At 66.2% G+C, this 17,518-nt stretch carries 18 protein-coding genes; 9 read left to right on the top strand and 9 right to left on the bottom strand.

The genetic code is table 11. The annotated features are described in order from the left end of the window. Positions 1-87 precede the first annotated feature (87 nt). Complete coding sequence (locus AC3G88_RS22960; protein WP_153949014.1) at positions 88-702, top strand: SCO family protein; 615 nt, start codon at positions 88-90, stop codon at positions 700-702. Positions 703-821: 119 nt separating this feature from the next. On the opposite strand, the gene rpoH is transcribed toward AC3G88_RS22960, so the two are convergent. Then, complete coding sequence (gene rpoH, locus AC3G88_RS22955; protein ID WP_400392107.1) at positions 822-1,757, bottom strand: RNA polymerase sigma factor RpoH; 936 nt, start codon at positions 1,755-1,757, stop codon at positions 822-824. 354 nt (positions 1,758-2,111) lie between these two features. On the opposite strand from rpoH, the gene AC3G88_RS22950 reads away from it, so the two are divergent. After that, positions 2,112-2,984, top strand: a complete 873-nt coding sequence (locus AC3G88_RS22950; protein WP_092603155.1) for a pirin family protein — start codon at positions 2,112-2,114, stop codon at positions 2,982-2,984. A gap of 58 nt (positions 2,985-3,042) precedes the next feature. Here AC3G88_RS22950 and ybiB read toward each other — a convergent pair whose 3' ends face one another. From ybiB to AC3G88_RS22925, 5 genes are all read right to left on the bottom strand, one after another. Then, positions 3,043-4,032: a DNA-binding protein YbiB gene (gene ybiB, locus AC3G88_RS22945; protein ID WP_488771406.1), complete on the bottom strand. Its 990-nt coding sequence runs from the start codon at positions 4,030-4,032 to the stop codon at positions 3,043-3,045. A gap of 74 nt (positions 4,033-4,106) precedes the next feature. Next, the gene (locus AC3G88_RS22940; protein ID WP_488894007.1) at positions 4,107-4,910 is read right to left on the bottom strand and encodes an ABC transporter ATP-binding protein; all 804 of its coding nucleotides are present in this window, start codon (positions 4,908-4,910) and stop codon (positions 4,107-4,109) included. A 13-nt stretch (positions 4,911-4,923) separates the two neighbouring features. Beyond that, positions 4,924-5,793 (bottom strand): nitrate ABC transporter permease, encoded by an 870-nt coding sequence (gene ntrB / locus AC3G88_RS22935; RefSeq protein ID WP_153949010.1) that lies wholly within the window; start codon positions 5,791-5,793, stop codon positions 4,924-4,926. Between the two features lie 101 nt (positions 5,794-5,894). Continuing rightward, a complete protein-coding gene (locus AC3G88_RS22930; protein WP_153949009.1) occupies positions 5,895-7,205 on the bottom strand; it encodes a CmpA/NrtA family ABC transporter substrate-binding protein in 1,311 nt (436 codons plus the stop codon). 456 nt (positions 7,206-7,661) lie between these two features. Further along, complete coding sequence (locus tag AC3G88_RS22925; RefSeq protein ID WP_488894006.1) at positions 7,662-8,297, bottom strand: ANTAR domain-containing response regulator; 636 nt, start codon at positions 8,295-8,297, stop codon at positions 7,662-7,664. A gap of 182 nt (positions 8,298-8,479) precedes the next feature. Between AC3G88_RS22925 and AC3G88_RS22920 the strand changes: the two genes are divergently transcribed. After that, positions 8,480-9,181 carry a fumarylacetoacetate hydrolase family protein gene (locus tag AC3G88_RS22920; RefSeq protein ID WP_488771402.1) on the top strand — a complete coding sequence of 234 codons (702 nt, stop codon included), beginning with the start codon at positions 8,480-8,482 and terminating at the stop codon, positions 9,179-9,181. Positions 9,182-9,185: 4 nt separating this feature from the next. Beyond that, positions 9,186-9,833 (top strand): maleylacetoacetate isomerase, encoded by a 648-nt coding sequence (maiA, locus tag AC3G88_RS22915; protein ID WP_488894005.1) that lies wholly within the window; start codon positions 9,186-9,188, stop codon positions 9,831-9,833. 130 nt (positions 9,834-9,963) lie between these two features. On the opposite strand, the gene ftsY is transcribed toward maiA, so the two are convergent. Continuing rightward, a complete protein-coding gene (gene ftsY / locus AC3G88_RS22910) occupies positions 9,964-11,241 on the bottom strand; it encodes a signal recognition particle-docking protein FtsY (RefSeq protein ID WP_488894004.1) in 1,278 nt (425 codons plus the stop codon). 60 nt (positions 11,242-11,301) lie between these two features. Here ftsY and AC3G88_RS22905 point away from each other — a divergent pair, with 60 nt between their 5' ends. The 5 genes from AC3G88_RS22905 (at position 11,302) to AC3G88_RS22885 (ending at position 15,981) form a co-directional block, all read left to right on the top strand. Then, positions 11,302-12,837, top strand: coding sequence for a M16 family metallopeptidase (locus AC3G88_RS22905; protein ID WP_488894003.1), 1,536 nt, complete (start codon positions 11,302-11,304; stop codon positions 12,835-12,837). Positions 12,838-12,859: 22 nt separating this feature from the next. Next, positions 12,860-14,224 (top strand): M16 family metallopeptidase, encoded by a 1,365-nt coding sequence (locus tag AC3G88_RS22900; RefSeq protein WP_488771398.1) that lies wholly within the window; start codon positions 12,860-12,862, stop codon positions 14,222-14,224. 73 nt (positions 14,225-14,297) lie between these two features. Next, positions 14,298-14,933, top strand: a complete 636-nt coding sequence (gene rsmD / locus AC3G88_RS22895; RefSeq protein WP_488771397.1) for a 16S rRNA (guanine(966)-N(2))-methyltransferase RsmD — start codon at positions 14,298-14,300, stop codon at positions 14,931-14,933. Between the two features lie 234 nt (positions 14,934-15,167). Next, entirely contained in the window at positions 15,168-15,653 is a 486-nt protein-coding gene (gene coaD, locus AC3G88_RS22890) for a pantetheine-phosphate adenylyltransferase (RefSeq protein ID WP_066739714.1), read from the top strand. A gap of 67 nt (positions 15,654-15,720) precedes the next feature. Further along, the gene (locus tag AC3G88_RS22885; protein WP_153949000.1) at positions 15,721-15,981 is read left to right on the top strand and encodes a YfhL family 4Fe-4S dicluster ferredoxin; all 261 of its coding nucleotides are present in this window, start codon (positions 15,721-15,723) and stop codon (positions 15,979-15,981) included. A gap of 120 nt (positions 15,982-16,101) precedes the next feature. Here the strand turns inward: AC3G88_RS22885 and pth are convergent, their stop codons facing one another. Together pth and AC3G88_RS22875 are read right to left on the bottom strand one after the other, a co-directional pair. Continuing rightward, on the bottom strand, positions 16,102-16,698 hold the full coding sequence (gene pth, locus AC3G88_RS22880) for an aminoacyl-tRNA hydrolase (protein ID WP_488771395.1): 597 nt from the start codon (positions 16,696-16,698) through the stop codon (positions 16,102-16,104). Positions 16,699-16,801: 103 nt separating this feature from the next. Beyond that, a complete protein-coding gene (locus tag AC3G88_RS22875) occupies positions 16,802-17,413 on the bottom strand; it encodes a 50S ribosomal protein L25/general stress protein Ctc (RefSeq protein ID WP_153948998.1) in 612 nt (203 codons plus the stop codon). Between the last annotated feature and the right edge of the window lie 105 nt (positions 17,414-17,518).

The raw sequence follows: 17,518 nt of genomic DNA, 5'->3' as shown, positions 1-17,518 counted from the left end.
CTGCGGCATCTTGCCGCGCCCGGAGTCCACGGCCAGCGTGATCGGCGATACTTCCGGGCGTATCTTGCTTCCCATCCGCTCCGACGCATGCCGACCTCCGCCTCTGGCTTTTTCGCCACATTTCGCCGCTTTTGCCTGCTCGCCCTGTGCACCGCGCTCCTGGCCGCCTGCGGGCAGCCGAAGCCGTCGTTCAAGAACGTCGATATCTCGGGCGCCAGCGACTTCGGCAAGGATTTCGCGCTGCAGGACCCCGCCGGCAAGACCCGCACGCTGGGCGACTTCAAGGGCAAGGTGGTGCTGATGTTCTTCGGCTACACGCATTGCCCGGACGTCTGCCCGACTACCATGGTCGAGCTCAAGCAGGTGATGGAGCAGCTGGGCCCCGATGCCGACAAGGTGCAGGTGCTGTTCGTCACGGTGGACCCGGACCGCGATACCGGCGCGCTGCTGGGCCAGTACGTGCCGGCCTTCGACGCGCGCTTCCTGGGCCTGCGCCCGGCTGACGAGGCCGCGCTCAAGCAGGTGACCAAGGACTTCAAGGTGTATTACGCCAAGGTGCCCGGTTCGTCGCCGAACAACTACACGATGGATCACTCGGCCGGCAGCTACGTATTCGACCAGAACGGCCAGCTGCGGCTGTTCATCCGCCACGGTCAGGGTCCGGAGCCGATCGCCCACGACCTGAAGGCGCTGATGTCCTGATGTCCTGATGTCCTGACGGACGTGCCGGGCGCGCGGCGGCGATGCCGGTGCGCCAGGGCAAACATAAAGGCCGGTCAATCGACCGGCCTTTTGCTTGGTGCGTTCCGCGTTGGCGCGGATCAGGCAAATGCCGCCAGCGCACCCTTCATCTTCTTCATCGCGGCCGTCTCGATCTGGCGGATCCGCTCGGCCGACACGCCGAATTCGTCGGCCAGCTCATGCAGCGTGGAGCCGCCCGAGCCGTCGTCGTTCACGTCCAGCCAGCGCGCCTCGATGATGCGGCGGCTGCGCGGATCGAGCTTGCTCAGCGCTTCTTCCAGCCCTTCCACCTGCAGCCGGTCGTTGTGCTTGGCCTCGATGACCTTGGTCGGCTCGTTGTGGTTGTCCGCAAGGTAGGCGATGGGGGCGAATTCTTCCTCGCCATCGTCGATCTGGCCTTCCAGCGCCATATCGCCGCCCGACATGCGGGTTTCCATCTCCATCACTTCCTCGGGCTTCACGTTCAGCTCGCGTGCAACGGCTTCGATCTGCTCGGGCGTGAAGGTATGCGCACCCTGCTTGTGGCTGCGCAGGTTGAAGAACAGCTTGCGCTGGGCCTTGGTGGTGGCCACCTTGACCATGCGCCAGTTCTTCAGCACGTATTCGTGGATCTCGGCCTTGATCCAGTGCATCGCGTACGACACCAGGCGCACGCCCTGCTCGGGGTCGAAGCGCTTCACGGCCTTCATCAGGCCGATATTGCCTTCCTGGATCAGATCGGCGTGCGGCAGGCCGTAGCCCAGGTACTGGCGGGCGATCGACACGACCAGGCGCAGGTGCGACATCACCAGGCGGCGGGCGGCATCGACGGAATCGTTGTCGCGCAGGTCGCGGGCCAGCCGCAGCTCTTCCTCGGGGGTAAGCAGCGGAATGCGATGGACCGCCTGGATATAGCTATCCAGATTGCCCAGCGTGCCCGGAAACGTCAGCGCAAGGCTGTTCGCGGCAGCACTCTGGGGCGCCGTCGGCAGACGGCGGGAAACTTGGTTTTGATCGGCAGACAGGACTGCGTTCACTATGACTCCTTTCGCATCCGGCGGTGGGTTGCCGGTGTGTCCCGGAAGGACACCGCATTGCAACGCATATTAGCACTCGAACCGGACGAGTGCTAAGTTAGAGGGCCGATGGGGTTGATAGTTCCGTCACATCGGGGTCGTAATCCCGATAGCGTCTGATCGTCGTCGGCTTCGGATCGCGCCCTAGTTCCCACAAGGCGTGGCGGGTAGCGTGCGCCCGACAGGAATATTAGAGAAGCCGGCGGTCAATCGGTTTCCGACGAATTCACTGCAAATTCGGGATGGTGAATTGCGGGATTCGCTACACTGAAGTTGTTTTCCAGCCGCATTGCACCATTCCTTGGAGACGTTTCCATGTCTGCTATCGAACACTTGCTGAAGCCGCATGTGCGGGATATCGGCGAGTTCACCGTCCGCCGCCTGCTGCCCGCCGCCACGACCCAGACCGTCGGGCCGTTCATTTTCTTCGACCACATGGGCCCCGTGGAGATGGCGCCGGGGCAGGGCATGGATGTGCGTCCGCATCCGCATATCGGTCTGGCCACGGTGACATACCTTTTCGAGGGCGAGATCATGCACCGGGACAGCCTGGGCAGCGAACAGGTGATCCGGCCGGGCGACGTGAACTGGATGACGGCTGGCACCGGCATCGTCCATTCGGAACGTTCGCCGGATGCCGCCCGCGAGGCAGGCCCGCGCCTGCATGGCATCCAGACCTGGGTGGCACTGCCGCTGGCCCATGAGAACGATCCGCCGTCGTTCCACCACCATCCGGGCGCCACGCTGCCCAAGCTGGAACTGCCCGGCGTGCGGATGACGGTGATTGCCGGCGATGCCTTCGGCGCCGAATCCCCGGTGCGGGTGTACAGCCGCACGCTCTACGTGGCCATCGAGATGGATGCCGGCGCCAGCCTGGTGATTCCGGCGGAACATGTGCAGCGCGGCGTCTATCCGGTGGACGGCAACCTGGAAATGGATGGCGAGACGCTGCCCGCCGAGCATCTGGTGGTGTTGACGCCGGGCGAGCCGGTGACGATCACGGCGACCATGCCGTCGCGCGTGATGCTGCTTGGCGGCGATCCGACCGACGGCCGCCGCTTTATCTTCTGGAACTTCGTGGCCAGCAGCAAGGAGGCCATCGAGGAAGCCAGCCAGCGTTGGCAGGACGACAAGTTTCCGCACGTGCCAGGCGAAACCGAGCGCATCCCGCTGCCGGTGCGGCGTTAGGCCGCAGCGCGGCCGACGTGCCGCGGCCGCCTTTCCGCGCGCTGGCCGGGTTGGGCGATCAGACCGGGCTGGCCCAGGCCACGCGCGTGGCCTGCCGCAGGCAATCCTTGATCGTGGCGATCTGGGTGGCGATGGGGGCGGGCACCGGCTCGGCGCCATCGAGCACCTTGCGGATCCAGGCCGCCGTGTCGGCCACGTCGGTGCCGGCGGGCAGCGCCGGCACTTCGGCGATGGAACCGCCCACCGGGTCCACCATCGTGCGCTGATGCCCGTCGTGCAGCCAGTCGATGCGCGTGCTGCGGCGGGCATCGGCCACCACCTCGCCCTCGGTGCCGCGGCCCAGCAGCACGTTGGCCGGCTCGTGCGAGAAATAATCGGTCAGTGTTTCGCGATATTCGGGGTGGGTGTAGCTGTACAGGCGCAGGGCTTCGGCCGGCGTATGCGCGCCCACCGGCTGCAGCATCTTGACGATCGTGTGCGACGAATTGCGCAGGCCGATGATCGCGCGCTTGTCGAGCAGGGCCGACAGCGCGGGCGACAGCACGTCGATAGGCAGCACGGCCAGCGGGTTCGATGCCGCACGCAGCTGGTCCTGCGCGGCCTGGGTGGTGGCGCACAGCGGCACGCCCAGCGCGTCGAACAGGGCCATGCTGGTCACGCGGCCGTGGAACGCGCGCACGCCATGCACCAGCGTCGGCACGCCATCGCGCGCCAGCAGCATCGCCAGCAGCGGCACCAGGTTGGGCTGCTTGCGCGCGCCGTTGTAGCTGGGGATCACCACCACGGGCTTGTCGGGCGGCGCCGCCAGCGGCTGGCAATGCTGGTGCGCGGCTTCAAGCATGCCGGCCAGTTCGTGCGGTGCCTCGCCCTTGATCCGGTACGCCATCAGCACCGCGCCCAGTTCGATATCGGAAACGCGGCCTGCCAGCATGGCGTCGAACAGCGCCTGGACATCCTCGCGCGGCAGCGCGCGGGCGCCGTTGACGCCGCGGCCGATTTCCTTGATGTACTTTGCCGCCAAAAATGGCGAATCTGCTGCTGTGGTCATGATGACTGCCGGAATCGTGGGGGTGGGGTTCATGATAGCCCACGATTGCCGCCGGCAATGGGTCCCGCAGGGTCTCAGGCGGCTTCCTGCAGCGCCGGGTTGCGCTGCTTGCGGTACAGGAAGTCCAGCACGGCCGTGCGGCAGGCGTGGTAGGTCTTGTCGTCGGCCAGCGCCACGCGGTCGCGCGGGCGCGGGATATCGACGCTGACGATCTCGCCGATGGTGGCCGCCGGGCCGTTGGTCATCATGACGATGCGGTCGGCCAGCAGCACGGCCTCGTCCACATCGTGCGTGACCATGACGACGGTGCTCTTCGTACGCGCCACGATCTTGATCAGTTCGTCCTGCAGATGGGCGCGGGTCAGCGCATCGAGCGCACCGAACGGCTCGTCCATCAGCAGCACCTTGGGCTGCATCGCCAGCGCCCGGGCGATGCCCACGCGCTGCTTCATGCCGCCCGAGATCTCGTGCGGATACTTGCCTTCGGCGTGGGTCAGGCCCACCAGCGCCAGCGTGTCGTGCGTGCGGGCCTTCAGCTGCGCCTTGCCCTCCGTGGCGCCGAACACGCGCTCCACGCCCAGGTGGACGTTTTCGAAGCACGTCAGCCACGGCAGCAGCGAATGGTTCTGGAAGACCACGGCGCGCTCCGGCCCGGGCCCGGCGATCTCGCGCCCGGCGCAGATCAGTGCGCCGGCGGTGGGCGTGGTCAGCCCGGCGATCAGGTTCAGCAGCGTGGACTTGCCGCAGCCCGAATGCCCGATCAGCGTGATGAACTCGCCTTCGGCAACCGACAGGTTGATGTCGCGCAATGCCACGAACGGGCCCTTGCGCGTCTTGAACGTCTGGCCGACGTGTTCGATGCTGACGAATTTTTCCATGACGGGGCTCCGATCAGGTGTTGCCGTAGCTGAAGCGGCGCGCCAGGGCCAGCAGCAGGTGCTCCAGCACCAGGCCCACCACGCCGATGATGAAGATGGCGATGACGATGTGCTCGACCTTCAGGTTGTTCCACTCGTCCCACAGCCAGAAGCCGATGCCGGTGCCGCCGGTCAGCATCTCGGCGGCCACGATCACCAGCCACGCGGTGCCGATGGACAGCCGCACGCCGGTCAGCATGTACGGCAGCACGGCCGGGAACAGCACGCTGCGGAAGATCTTCCATTCGGACAGGTCAAGCACGCGCGCCACGTTCAGGTAGTCCTGCGGCACGCGCGTCACGCCGACCGCCGTGTTGATGATCATCGGCCAGATCGAGCAGATGAAGATGGCCCAGATGGCGGCCGGGTTGGCGGCCTTGAACAGCAGCAGGCCGATGGGCAGCCAGGCCAGCGGCGACACGGGCCGCAGCAGGCTGATGACCGGTGCCGCCATCGCGTTCAGGAAGGCGAAACGCCCCAGCAGGAAGCCGGCCGGAATGCCGATCACCGCCGCCAGGCCGAAGCCGGCCGCCACGCGCGCCAGCGACGCCAGCACGTTCCAGCCGATGCCCTGGTCGTTCGGGCCGTTGCGATAGAACGGATCGGCAAACAGCGGCACGGCGGCATTCCAGGTGGCACCGGGCGTGGGCAATGCCGGGATCAGCGTGGCGATGCCGTGCCAGACCAGCAGGAACAGCACGAAGCCGGCCAGCGGCGGCACGCACTTGAGCACGAAGCCGGCTACGGCCTCGCGCCGCGCGGCCTGCTTCGCCTGGATGGCAAGCTCCTGGGCGCGGCGGCGCGTCTGTTCCTTGGCTTCCGTATCGAGGACATCGGCATCCATGGCGGCTCCTTGCGGAGTAGTGGGGGTAACGGCAGGGGCGAGGGCATTCACGGCGGGCTCCTTTCCAGAGGGCGATCAGGTCGCGAACAACGCGTGCGGGGTCAGAGGGCGCCGGCTTTGATCTTGAAGCCGTCGGCGTAGGCCTTCGGGTCCTTGGCGGCGTCCCAGGTCACGCCGTCGATCAGCTTCGCGGTCCGGAAATCGCTCTTGGGCAGCGGCACCTGCGCCGCGGCGGCGGCCTGCTTGAACACGTCGATGCGGTTCACCTGCCTGGCCACGGCCAGGTAGTCGGGGTGGTCCTTCAGCAGGCCCCAGCGCTTCTGCTGCGTCAGGAACCACATGCCGTCCGACAGGAACGGGTAGTTGGCCAGGCCGTCCTGATAGAACTTCATCGAATCAGGATCGTCCCAGGTCTTGCCCAGACCGTTGCTGTAGCGGCCCAGCATGCGGTCCAAAATGATGTCCATGTCGGTGTTGACATAGGACTTGGCCGCGATGGTCTCGGCGGTCTTGCGGCGGTTCGAGGCCGATGCGTCGATGAACTTCGATGCTTCAAGGACGGCCGCCACCATCGCGCGGGCCGTGTTCGGATTTTTCTGGACGAAATCCGATGTGGTGCCGAGCACCTTCTCGGGATGGTCCTTCCAGATGGCCTGGGTGGTTTCGGCCGTGAAGCCGATCTTGTCGGCGATGGCACGCGCGCCCCACGGTTCGCCCACGCAGAAGCCGTCCATGTTGCCCACGCGCATGTTGGCTACCATCTGCGGCGGCGGCACGGTGATGGCCTTGGCGTCCTGCATCGGATTGATGCCGTTGGCGGCCAGCCAGTAATAGAGCCACATCGCATGCGTGCCGGTGGGGAAGGTCTGGGCGAACACGTACTCGCGCTTTTCGCGGGTCATCAGCGCCTTCAGGCTGGCACCGTCCTTGACGCCCTTTTCCGCCAGCTTCTGCGACAGCGTGATGGCCTGGCCGTTGTGGTTCAGGTTCATCAGCACCGCCATGTCCTTCCGGGGCCCGCCGATGCCGAGCTGCACGCCATAGACCAGGCCGTAGAGCACGTGCGCGGCATCGAGTTCGCCATTGACCAGCTTGTCGCGCACGGCTGCCCACGACGCCTCCTTGCTCGGCGTGATCTTGATGCCGTACTTCTTGTCCAGGCCCAGCGTCGACGCCATGACCACCGAGGCGCAGTCGGTCAGCGGGATGAAGCCGATCCTGACTTCGGCCTTCTCGGGCGCATCGGAGCCGGCTGCCCAGGCACCGCTGCGCACCAGCGGATCGACCAGCGTCATCACGCTGGCGCCGGCAAGGGTGGCCAGCGCGCGGCGGCGGCCGTGGCTGGCCGGAGCGCGGTCGGCGGCCGCGTTGTCGGCGACGTTGGGCTTGGCAATCTTGAGGCGAGAGGGCATTGCGATGGCTCCGAGAAGAAAAAAGGCGTCCCGACCGCAGCCCCAGGCGTCGACAGAAGCCGGAAGGTGCGGTGCAGGACGCCGTTGTCCGATGCCGCGCGGGCCGTCGTTGGCGCGCGTGCATGCATGTTGTGGGTGATACCGGGCACTACAGGGTGATGCCGGCCGTCGTTGGCCTTGTCAGCCACTACGCAAGCGTCATGCCATGCCCGTTGCGGTGCACAACACCGTGCGGCCGGCGGCGCTTTTCACCAGATCGAGGCGCCAAGCGTGGGGACGGTGCACGCTGGGGGCCTGCGGCGCAGGCCCCGGGAGCGGAAAGTCAGCGCGAAACCGTGCGGGGAAGCGGCGGGATGGCGTATCTGGTGCAGCGCCGCGCCCGCGCATGCACCGGGCTGGTGTTGGGGGGCGCGGGAGGGACGCGGGCGAAAGGGATGGCGGAAGGATGGACTGGCCTCAGCCCATCACGTCGATCACGCGCTGGGCGGCTTCCACGAGCTTGATGCCACGCTCCATCGCCATCGACCGCAGCCGCTTGTAGGCGTCGTCCTCGGTGATGCCGCGCGACTCCATCAGCAGGCCCTTGGCGCGTTCCACGGTCTTGCGCTCGGCCAGCTTGAGCTTGGTGGCGTCCAGCTCGGCGCGCAGCTGCTGGTCGAGCTCGAACCGCGCATAGGCCACGTCCAGCACGGTCTTGACGCGCTCGGCGCGCAGGCCGTCGACGATATAGGCGGTGATTCCGGCTGACAGCGCGGCCTTGATGCGCTGGGAATCGTCGTTGTCGGTGAACAGGACGATCGGGCGCGGCGCGTGCTGGGTGGACACGCACACATGCTCGATGGTGTCGCGGGCGGCCGATTCGGACGCGATGATGACCAGGTCGGGCAGCGTGGCCGCGATCACGTCGGGCAGCCGCAGGTCGGCGTCCACGGTCTGCACCGTCGTGAAGCCGGCCTGCGCCAATCCGGCGCGGATTGTCTCCACGTTGAGCGGATCGGCGTCGTGCGGGTCGCGCACCAGCAGGATGCTCAGGGTGCGGGAGCCTGCGGCCGGCGGTGGACTGGCAGGTGGGGGCGAGGTGCGGCGGTTCATGACGGTCGCTGGGTTGCACTGCAATATGCAAGATTCGCGCCGGGGCTGCCTGCACTGTATGCCACCGTACGCCGGGTGTATGCTTTGCCCCTGCCGCGCCCCCGATTTCCGCATCGAAACCGGGGCACGCCGAATGCGCCGGCGCGGCGTCCCATCAAAAAAGAGAAAGCAGGAGAGTTTGGATGACCGAGTTCGTATTCGCCCCGCAGGCCCCCGTCGGGGTGCCGGTCCGTGGCAGCAGCGCAAGCTTCCCCGTGCGCCGGGTCTATTGCGTGGGCCGCAATTATGCCGCGCATGCACGTGAAATGGGCTCGGACCCCGACCGCGAACCGCCGTTCTTCTTCTGCAAGCCGTCCGACGCGGTCAGCTACGTGCCCGACAACACCGAAGGCACGTTCCCGTACCCGCCGGGCACCGGCAACTGCCACTACGAGGTGGAGCTGGTGGTGGCCATCGGCAAGGGCGGCAAGGACATCCCCGTGGAACAGGCCGCGAGCCACGTCTACGGCTACGCCATCGGCCTGGACATGACGCGCCGCGACCTGCAGAACGAGTCGAAGAAGACCGGCCGCCCCTGGGAAACCGGCAAGGCGTTCGACAAGTCGGCACCGATTGGCCCGATCGTGCCGGTGTCCGCCATCGGCCACCCGGAAAAGGGCGCGGTGACGCTGGCCGTGAACGGCGTGGAAAAGCAGCGCGGCGACTTGTCGGACCTGATCTGGTCGGTGCCCGAAATGGTGTCGTACCTGTCGAAACTGTTCGAACTGCAGCCGGGCGACCTGATCTACAGCGGCACGCCCGAAGGCGTGGGCCCGGTGGTCAAGGGCGACGTCATGCAGTGCCACGTGGCCGGCGTGGGCGACCTGACCGTCAAGGTGGTCTGAGGCCATGCTTGCGCTCCACAGCTACTTCCGCAGCTCGGCTTCGTTTCGCGTACGCATCGCCTTGAACCTGAAGGGGCTGCCCTACGACTACAAGGGCGTGCACCTGCTCAAGGACGGCGGCATGCAGCTCAAGCCCGAGTACCGCGCGCTGAACGCCGACGGCGTGGTGCCGACGCTGGTGGTCGACGGCCGTCCGCTGATCCAGTCGATGGCCATCATCGAATATCTCGACGAGACCCATCCCGAGCCGGCACTGCTGCCGAAAGACCCGTTCGAGCGCGCCGTGGTGCGCGGCCTGGCCCAGGAAATCGCCTGCGAGATCCATCCGCTGAACAACCTGCGGGTGCTCAAGTACCTGAAGCATGAACTGAAGGTATCGGACGAGGCCAAGGACGGCTGGTACCGGCACTGGATCGAGCAGGGCTTCGCCTCGCTGGAAATCAACCTGCAGCAGCTGGGCCACGTGGGCCGCTACGCATTTGGCGATACGCCGACGCTGGTGGACCTGTGCCTGGTGCCGCAGGTGTTCAACTCGCAGCGATTCAACGTGGACCTGACACCGTTCCCGACCATCGCGAAGATCCACGCCAACTGCATGGAACTGGAAGCGTTCCAGAAGGCGGCACCTGGGGTGCAGCCCGATAGCGAGTAGGTTCCGGCGGTTCGTTTTGGCCAGCAAAGAAAAACCCCGGCGTTGATGCCGGGGGTTTTTCCAGGCAATTGGTCGTGAGCCCCGCGTCAGCGGGGCTTTGCCTTTGCAGGGCCGGAACGCCGGCTGGGTATCACCCCAGCAGCGCCTCCGCGAACTCCTCGGCCTTGAACGGCTGCAGGTCTTCCACTTTCTCGCCCACGCCGATGAAGTACACCGGCACCGGGCGCTGGCGGGCGATGGCGGCCAGGATGCCGCCCTTGGCCGTGCCGTCGAGCTTGGTCACGATCAGGCCGGTCAGGCCTAGCGCGTCGTCGAAGGCGCGGGTTTGTGCCAGGGCGTTCTGGCCCGTGTTGGCGTCGATCACCAGCAGGCATTCGTGCGGAGCCGTGGGCATGGCCTTGCCGATCACGCGCTTGACCTTCTTGAGTTCTTCCATCAGGTGCAGCTGCGTGGGCAGGCGGCCGGCGGTGTCGGCCATCACGATGTCGATCTTGCGGGCGCGGGCGGCGTTCACGGCGTCGAAGATCACCGCGGCCGGATCGCCGCTTTCCTGGGCCACCACGGTCACGTTGTTGCGCTCGCCCCAGATGGTCAGCTGTTCGCGCGCGGCGGCGCGGAAGGTGTCGCCGGCGGCCAGCAGCACCGACTGGTGGTAGCTCTGGAAGTGCTTGCAGAGCTTGCCGATGCTGGTGGTCTTGCCCGCGCCATTCACGCCGGCAATCATCATCACCAGCGGCTGCTCGCGGCCCAGCTCCATGGTCTTTTCCAGCGGCTTGAGCAGCTGCACCAGCAGATCCTTCAGCGCGGCCTTCACGCCTTCGGCGGTCTCGATGCGATCGCTCTTCACGCGGCGGCGCAGTTCGCCCAGCAGGTACTCGGTGGCTTCCACGCCGGCATCCGACATCAGCAGCGCGGTTTCCAGTTCCTCGAAGAGGGCTTCGTCGACCTTCACGCCGACGAACAGCACGCCGATGTTGCGGCTGGTCTTCGACAGGCCGGCTTTCAGGCGTGACATCCAGCCGCGCTTGGCCTCGGCCGTCTGCGCGGGCGGCGGCACCAGTTCCAATTCCTCGACCACGGGCGGCTCATAGGCAACCGGGGCGGGCGGGGGCGGCGGCACCTGGGCCGGCACGGGCACAGGCACCGGTACGGGCACAGGGGCGGGTGCAGGCGCCGGGGCGGGCGCGGGCATCGGCACGGGGACCGGAACCGGCACAGGAACCGGTACCGGGACGGGAACAGGCGCCGGCGCAGGAGCGGGCGCAGGAACGGGGGCGGGAAGCGGTGCCGGTGCAGGGGCCGGCGAGGGTGCCGGCGCGGGCGAGGGTGCGGGCGAAGGCGCAGCCGCCGGCGGCTCGACGGGCGCGGGAGCCGGCTCGGCCTTGCGCTTCTTCCAGAAACTAAACATTGGGAAAGGGGTCAATACCCCGGTAGAATCAATCGCCAAAATTCTAGCAGACGGGGTCGCATGAACCATTGCGCTGACTTGTCCCAGGCGGGCGCCGCCCGCGTTGCATCGCCGTCCACCGGCGCCGCCAGATTCTCGCGGCGCCTTCTTTCCACCCTGATCGTCGCCTCGCTTGCCGCCCCACTGGCGGGCACCGCCTGGGCGCAGGCCAAAGGAGAGACCGCTCGCGCAACCACGCCGCAGGGGCCGCATTCTGGCATGGCCACGGCCGGCCAGGTGGGCCAGACCGAGGCCGGCACCACGGAATTCCGGCTGTCCAACGGCATGCGCGTGATCGTCAAGGAAGACCATCGCGCGCCCACGGTGGCGCACCAGATCTATTACCGGGCCGGCGGCAGCGACGAAGTCAGCGGCACCACCGGCGTGGCGCACATGCTCGAACACATGATGTTCAAGGGCACGCCCAAGGTGCCGATCGGCGAGTTCTCGCGCCAGATTGCCTTGCTGGGCGGCCGCGAGAATGCGCTGACCAACCGCGATTTCACGCTCTACTACCAGCAGATCGCCAAGCAATACCTGCCGAAGATGATGGAGCTGGAGGCCGACCGCATGGCCAACCTCATCATCAAGAAGGAAGAGTTCGACCGCGAGATGAAGGTGGTGATGGAAGAACGCCGCCTGCGGACCGACGATTCCCCGCGCGGCAAGGTCTACGAACAACTGCTGGCCACGGTCTACACGGCCATGCCGTACCGGCACCCGGTGATCGGCTGGATGGACGACCTGGTCAACATGCGCGTGGAAGACGTGCAGGACTGGTACAAGACCTGGTACGTGCCGAACAACGCGCTGCTGGTGGTGACCGGCGACGTAAAGGCCGACGAGGTGCGCGCGATGGCCGAACGCTACTACGGCAAGCTCAAGGCGCGCCCGCTGCCGCTGCGCAAGACACAGCTCGAGGCGCCCCAGCAGGGCATCAAGCGGATCTGGGTCAAGGCGCCGGCCGAGAACCCGTACATCGTGCTGGCCTACAAGGTGCCGCGCCTGCATGACGTGGAAAAGGACGTCGATCCGTATGCGCTGGAGGTGCTGTCGGCCGTGCTGAACGGTTATGACAACGCCCGCCTGACGCGCGAACTGGTGCGCCAGCAGCGGCTGGCCGACGACGTGAACGTCGGCTACGACAGCATCAACCGCAACGAATCGCTGTTCGTGCTCGACGGCACGCCGGCCAGCGGCCACACCACCGAGGAAATCGAGAAGGCGCTGCGCGAGGAACTGCAACGCATCGCAAAGAGCGGGGTGTCCGAGGAAGAGCTCAAGCGCGTCAAGGCGCAGGTGGTGGCCGGACAGATCTACAAGCGCGATTCGGTGTTCGGGCAGGGCATGGAAATCGGCGTGGCCGAGATTTCGAATATCTCGTGGCGCCAGATCGACCGCATGCTCGACAAGATCAAGGAAGTCACGCCGGCCCAGGTGCAGGCAGTGGCCGCGAAGTATTTCAGCGACGACAACCTGACCGTGGCCACGCTGCTGCCGCAGCCGATCGACCCCAACAAGCCCAAGACCGCCGCGCCCGAAGGGCTGCGCCACTGAGGACAGAGTCCAAGGAGAAACAATGTCCCTGTCCGCCATGACCATTGCATCCCCACGCCTGCTGCGCCGCCTGGCTGCCGCCGCATGCGGGGCGGCCGCGCTGCTGGCCGGCTCGGTGGCCCATGCCGCCATTCCGATCGAAAGCTGGACGGCATCCACCGGCGCCAAGGTGTTTTTCGTGCCGAGCCCGTCGATTCCGATGCTCGACGTCAATATCGATTTCGACGCCGGCAGCCGTTATGACCCGCCTGGCAAGTCCGGCCTGGCCACGCTGACCGCGGCGCTGCTCGACAAGGGCGCCAACGCGCAGGATGGCCAGCCCGCCCGCAACGAGGCGCAGATTGCCGACGCCTTTGCCGATACCGGCGCCGATTTTGGCGGCGCAGCCGGTGGCGACCGGGGCGGCATCGGCTTGCGTACGCTGACAGCTTCGCCGGAACGTGAGCAGTCACTACGGCTGGCGGGGCAGCTGATCAAGGCCCCGGCCTATCCCGATGCCGTCGTGGCGCGCGAGAAGCAGCGCCTGATTACCGCCATCCGCGAGGGCGACACGCGCCCCGGCGTGATTGCCGACAAGACGCTGTCGAAAGCGATCTACCCGAGCCATCCGTATGGCGTTTCGGCCACGCCGGAATCGGTGGGGTCCATTACGCGCGATGACCTGCTGAAGTTCTGGCGTGACAATTACACGGCCAGGCGCGCGGTGGTGACCCTGATCGGTGCCATCGACCGCAAGCAGGCCGAGCAGATTGCCGAGGACATGACGCGCGGCCTGCCCGAGGGCACCGCGGCACCGAAGCTGCCCGATGTGCAGATGTCGATTCCGGCCAGCGAAAAGCGCATTCCCCACCCGGCACAGCAGGCCAGCGTGGCCATCGGCGCGCCAGCCATCGCGCGTGGCGACCCCGATTACTTTGCCCTGCTGGTGGGCAACTACGTGCTGGGCGGCGGCGGTTTCAGCTCGCGTCTGACCGATCAGGTGCGCGAGAAGCGCGGGCTCACCTACGGCGTGGACAGCTTCTTCGCGCCGTCCAAGCAGCCGGGGCCGTTCAGCATCACGCTGCAGACCAAGAAGGAAAACACCGACGAGGCGCTGGGGCTGGTGCGTCAGATCCTGGCCCAGTATGTGGCGCAGGGCCCGACCGATGCCGAACTGAAGGCCGCCAAGGACAACCTGGTCAATGGCTTCCCGCTGCGCATCGACAGCAACCGCAAGCTGCTGACCAACGTGGCCAATATCGGCTGGTACGGGCTGCCCCTCGACTATCTGGATACCTGGACCGCGCAGATCAACAAGGTGACGCGGGACCAGGTGCGTGCCGCCTTCCAGCGCCACGTGCATCCCGATGCCATGGCGACGGTCATCGTCGGCGGCCCGGAAAAGTGATCTTCGGGCCGGATCGTTGGGCAGGACACGCCATGGCCCTGTGCCGGGGCGTGGCAGGCTCTACAATCACGGCATGAATCCGCAATCCCGACCTTCGCCCGCACCGCGCGGGCGAACTGCTCTGTCCCGCCAGGCACCGGCCCAGGTGCGCATCATCGGTGGCCGCTGGAAACGATCGCTGCTGCCCGTGCTGGAAGCCGAAGGCCTGCGCCCCACGCCCGACCGCGTCCGGGAAACGCTGTTCAACTGGCTCGGCCAGGATCTGGCCGGCCTGGTGTGCCTGGACCTGTTCGCGGGCTCGGGCGCGCTGGGATTCGAAGCGGCCTCGCGCGGCGCGGCCGCGGTGACCATGGTCGAAGCCAATCCGCGCGTGGCCAAGCAACTGCGCGACAACCAGTACAAGCTCGACGCCTCGCAGGTGCGGATCGTCCAGGCCGATGCATTCGCCGCGGCCGCACAGATGCCGGCCAGCGGTTTCGACGTGGTGTTTCTGGACCCCCCGTTTGCCGAGGACTGGATCGGACCCGCTCTGGAGCACGCGGCACGCCTGACCCGGCCGGGCGGCGTGGTCTATGTCGAGTCGGACAAGGCACTGATCGGCGCCGATGCGCCCGTGCCGGCCGCGCTGGAAATCATTCGCCAAGCGCGCGCCGGCGCCGTGCATTTTCACTTGCTGCAGCACCGAACCGGCAACGGGGCGGACCAGTAAACCCGCATCGTCAGATGATGCTGGTCATATGACGACTGCCTGGCGGGTTGCCGCGCCGGGCAAGCGTTTGCGGGCTGCTGCAATGCGGCAAAAAGCCGGCCGGGCAGACTTCCAAAAGCTGCGTTTGGGGTTACACTACGCCGCTGTTGTTTGTCCAACGCCCGTCACGCAGGCAGTATTCGAGAGCGGCCCCGGCATCGCGGGCCGGCAACGGGCAGCCCCAAAGGAGGAAACATGGTCGTCGCCGTCTATCCCGGTACTTTTGATCCCATGACCCGGGGACACGAGGATCTCGTCCGTCGTGCGTCGAATATCTTCGACGAACTCGTGGTCGGCGTGGCGCACAGCCCCAACAAGCGCCCGTTCTTCTCGCTGGAAGAGCGCATCGGCATTGCCCGCGAGGTGCTGGGCCACTATCCGAATGTCAGGGTCGAAGGCTTTTCGGGCCTGCTCAAGGATTTCGTGCGCAAGAACAATGCGCGCGTGATCGTCAGGGGCCTGCGCGCGGTGTCGGATTTCGAATACGAATTCCAGATGGCCGGCATGAACCGCTACCTGCTGCCCGATGTCGAGACGATGTTCCTGACGCCGTCCGACCAGTATCAGTTCATCTCCGGCACGTTCGTGCGCGAGATCGCCGTGCTTGGCGGTGATGTCAGCAAGTTTGTCTTCCCCTCCGTGGAACGCTGGCTTCAGGAGAAGATCGGCAAACCGGAATAAAATACGGGCTTCGATTCCGCCGACGTGGCCAGTCCGGGTGCGGGTGGGATCGCTGGAAGGAACCATCATGGCGCTACTGATCACCGACGACTGCATCAATTGCGACGTTTGTGAACCCGAGTGCCCGAACGAAGCCATCTCGATGGGGCCCGAGATCTATGAGATCGACCCCAACAAGTGCACCGAGTGCGTCGGCCACTTCGACGAACCGCAATGCCAGCAGGTCTGTCCTGTGGCCTGCATTCCGAAGGATCCGAACCGCATCGAGACGCACGAGGTGCTGATGCAACGCTACCGGCTGCTGACAGCGGCCAAGCATGTGGCCTGAAGCCGGAGACACATCCGGCCACTTCGTTCCGGCCCCACAAAGCAGACAGGCAGAAACGAAAAACCCCGCACGACCGCAAGGTCGGCGGGGTTTTTTCATGGCGCCTTGCCGCGCGCCGGTCTAGCGGTTCGTGTGCAGTTCCATCATCGCGCGCTCGCTCTCGCCGCGCGCCAGGACGCCGAGCGGGCCCATGCAGCGGTCGATCGCTTCATCGATGGCCTGCTGTTCTTCCTTGCGTGGCGGCTTCAGCACATAATTGACCACGTCCTCGCGCCCGCCGGCGGAACCGCCCGGTGTGTTGCGGGGATGGCCCACCCCAAGGCGCAGGCGCCAGTAGTCCTGCGTGGTCAGATGGGCGGAGATGTCCTTCAGGCCGTTATGGCCGCCCGAACCGCCGCCGCGCTTGAGCTTGACCGAGCCGGCCGGCAGGTCCATCTCGTCGTGCGCCACCAGGATTTCGTCGGGCAGGATCTTGTAGAAGCGCGCCAGCGACACCACGGACAGGCCCGAGCGGTTCATGAACGTGGACGGCTTGAGCAGCCAGATGTCCTGGTCCCACAGCCGGGCGCGGCCGGCCAGGCCGTGGAAGCGTCCTTCCACGCGCAGCGTGGTGCCGCCCACGCGGGCGAGCTGGTCGACCAGCCAGAAACCGGCATTGTGGCGGGTGGCCTCGTATTCCGCCCCGGGATTGCCGAGGCCGACGATGAGCTTGATCATGGGCTGAAAAAAGCGAAAAAGCAGGCGTGAAAGGATACGCGAAAACCGCGTACGAAAAAAAACCGCCGGCGAACCGGCGGTCTTTTCGTGAAGCGCGGGCAGCTTAGGCAGCCGGCGTTTCGCCTTCGCCTTCAGCGGCTTCCGACGACTGGGCGCCAGCCGGCAGCGAGATGCTGGCCACGGCCGGGTTGTCGTCACCGTGGGTGATGGCGGTCACGCCCTTCGGCAGCTTCAGGTCCGACAGGTGGATGGTCTGGTTCAGTTCGGCTGCGGCCAGGTCCACTTCGATGAACTCGGGCAGGTCGGCCGGCAGGCACGACACTTCCAGGTCGTTCAGGATGTGGTTCACGATGCCGTGGCCCAGCTTCACGCCAGGAGCGGTTTCCTGGTTCATGAAGTGCAGGGGCACCTTCACGTGGATCTTTTCCGTGGCCGACACGCGCTGGAAGTCAACGTGCAGCACCAGCGGCTTGAACGGGTGCATCTGGAATGCGCGCAGCAGCGCCTTTTCAGCCTTGCCAGCCACTTCCAGGTCCAGGATCGACGAGTGGAACGCTTCCTTCTTCAGGGCGTGCCACAGGGCGTTGTGATCCAGTTCGATCATCTTCGGCTCGGCGGCGCCGCCGTAGATGATGCCGGGCGTCTTGCCCGAATTGCGCAGGCGGCGGCTCGCACCCGTTCCCTGTACGCTACGCTCGAAAGCTACTACTTTCATGTTCAACTCCAGATGTGAAGAAGGCTGTCCGCGACCAGACAGCCTCGACTGACGATACGACACTCAAACCGTACCGCATGAATCACATTGGCCACCCTGAGGTGG

It is taken from the genome of Cupriavidus sp. 86D6, assembly GCF_057815095.1.
Note: the sequence above shows the minus strand (reverse complement) of the source record. Positions and strands in the feature narration are given on the sequence as shown.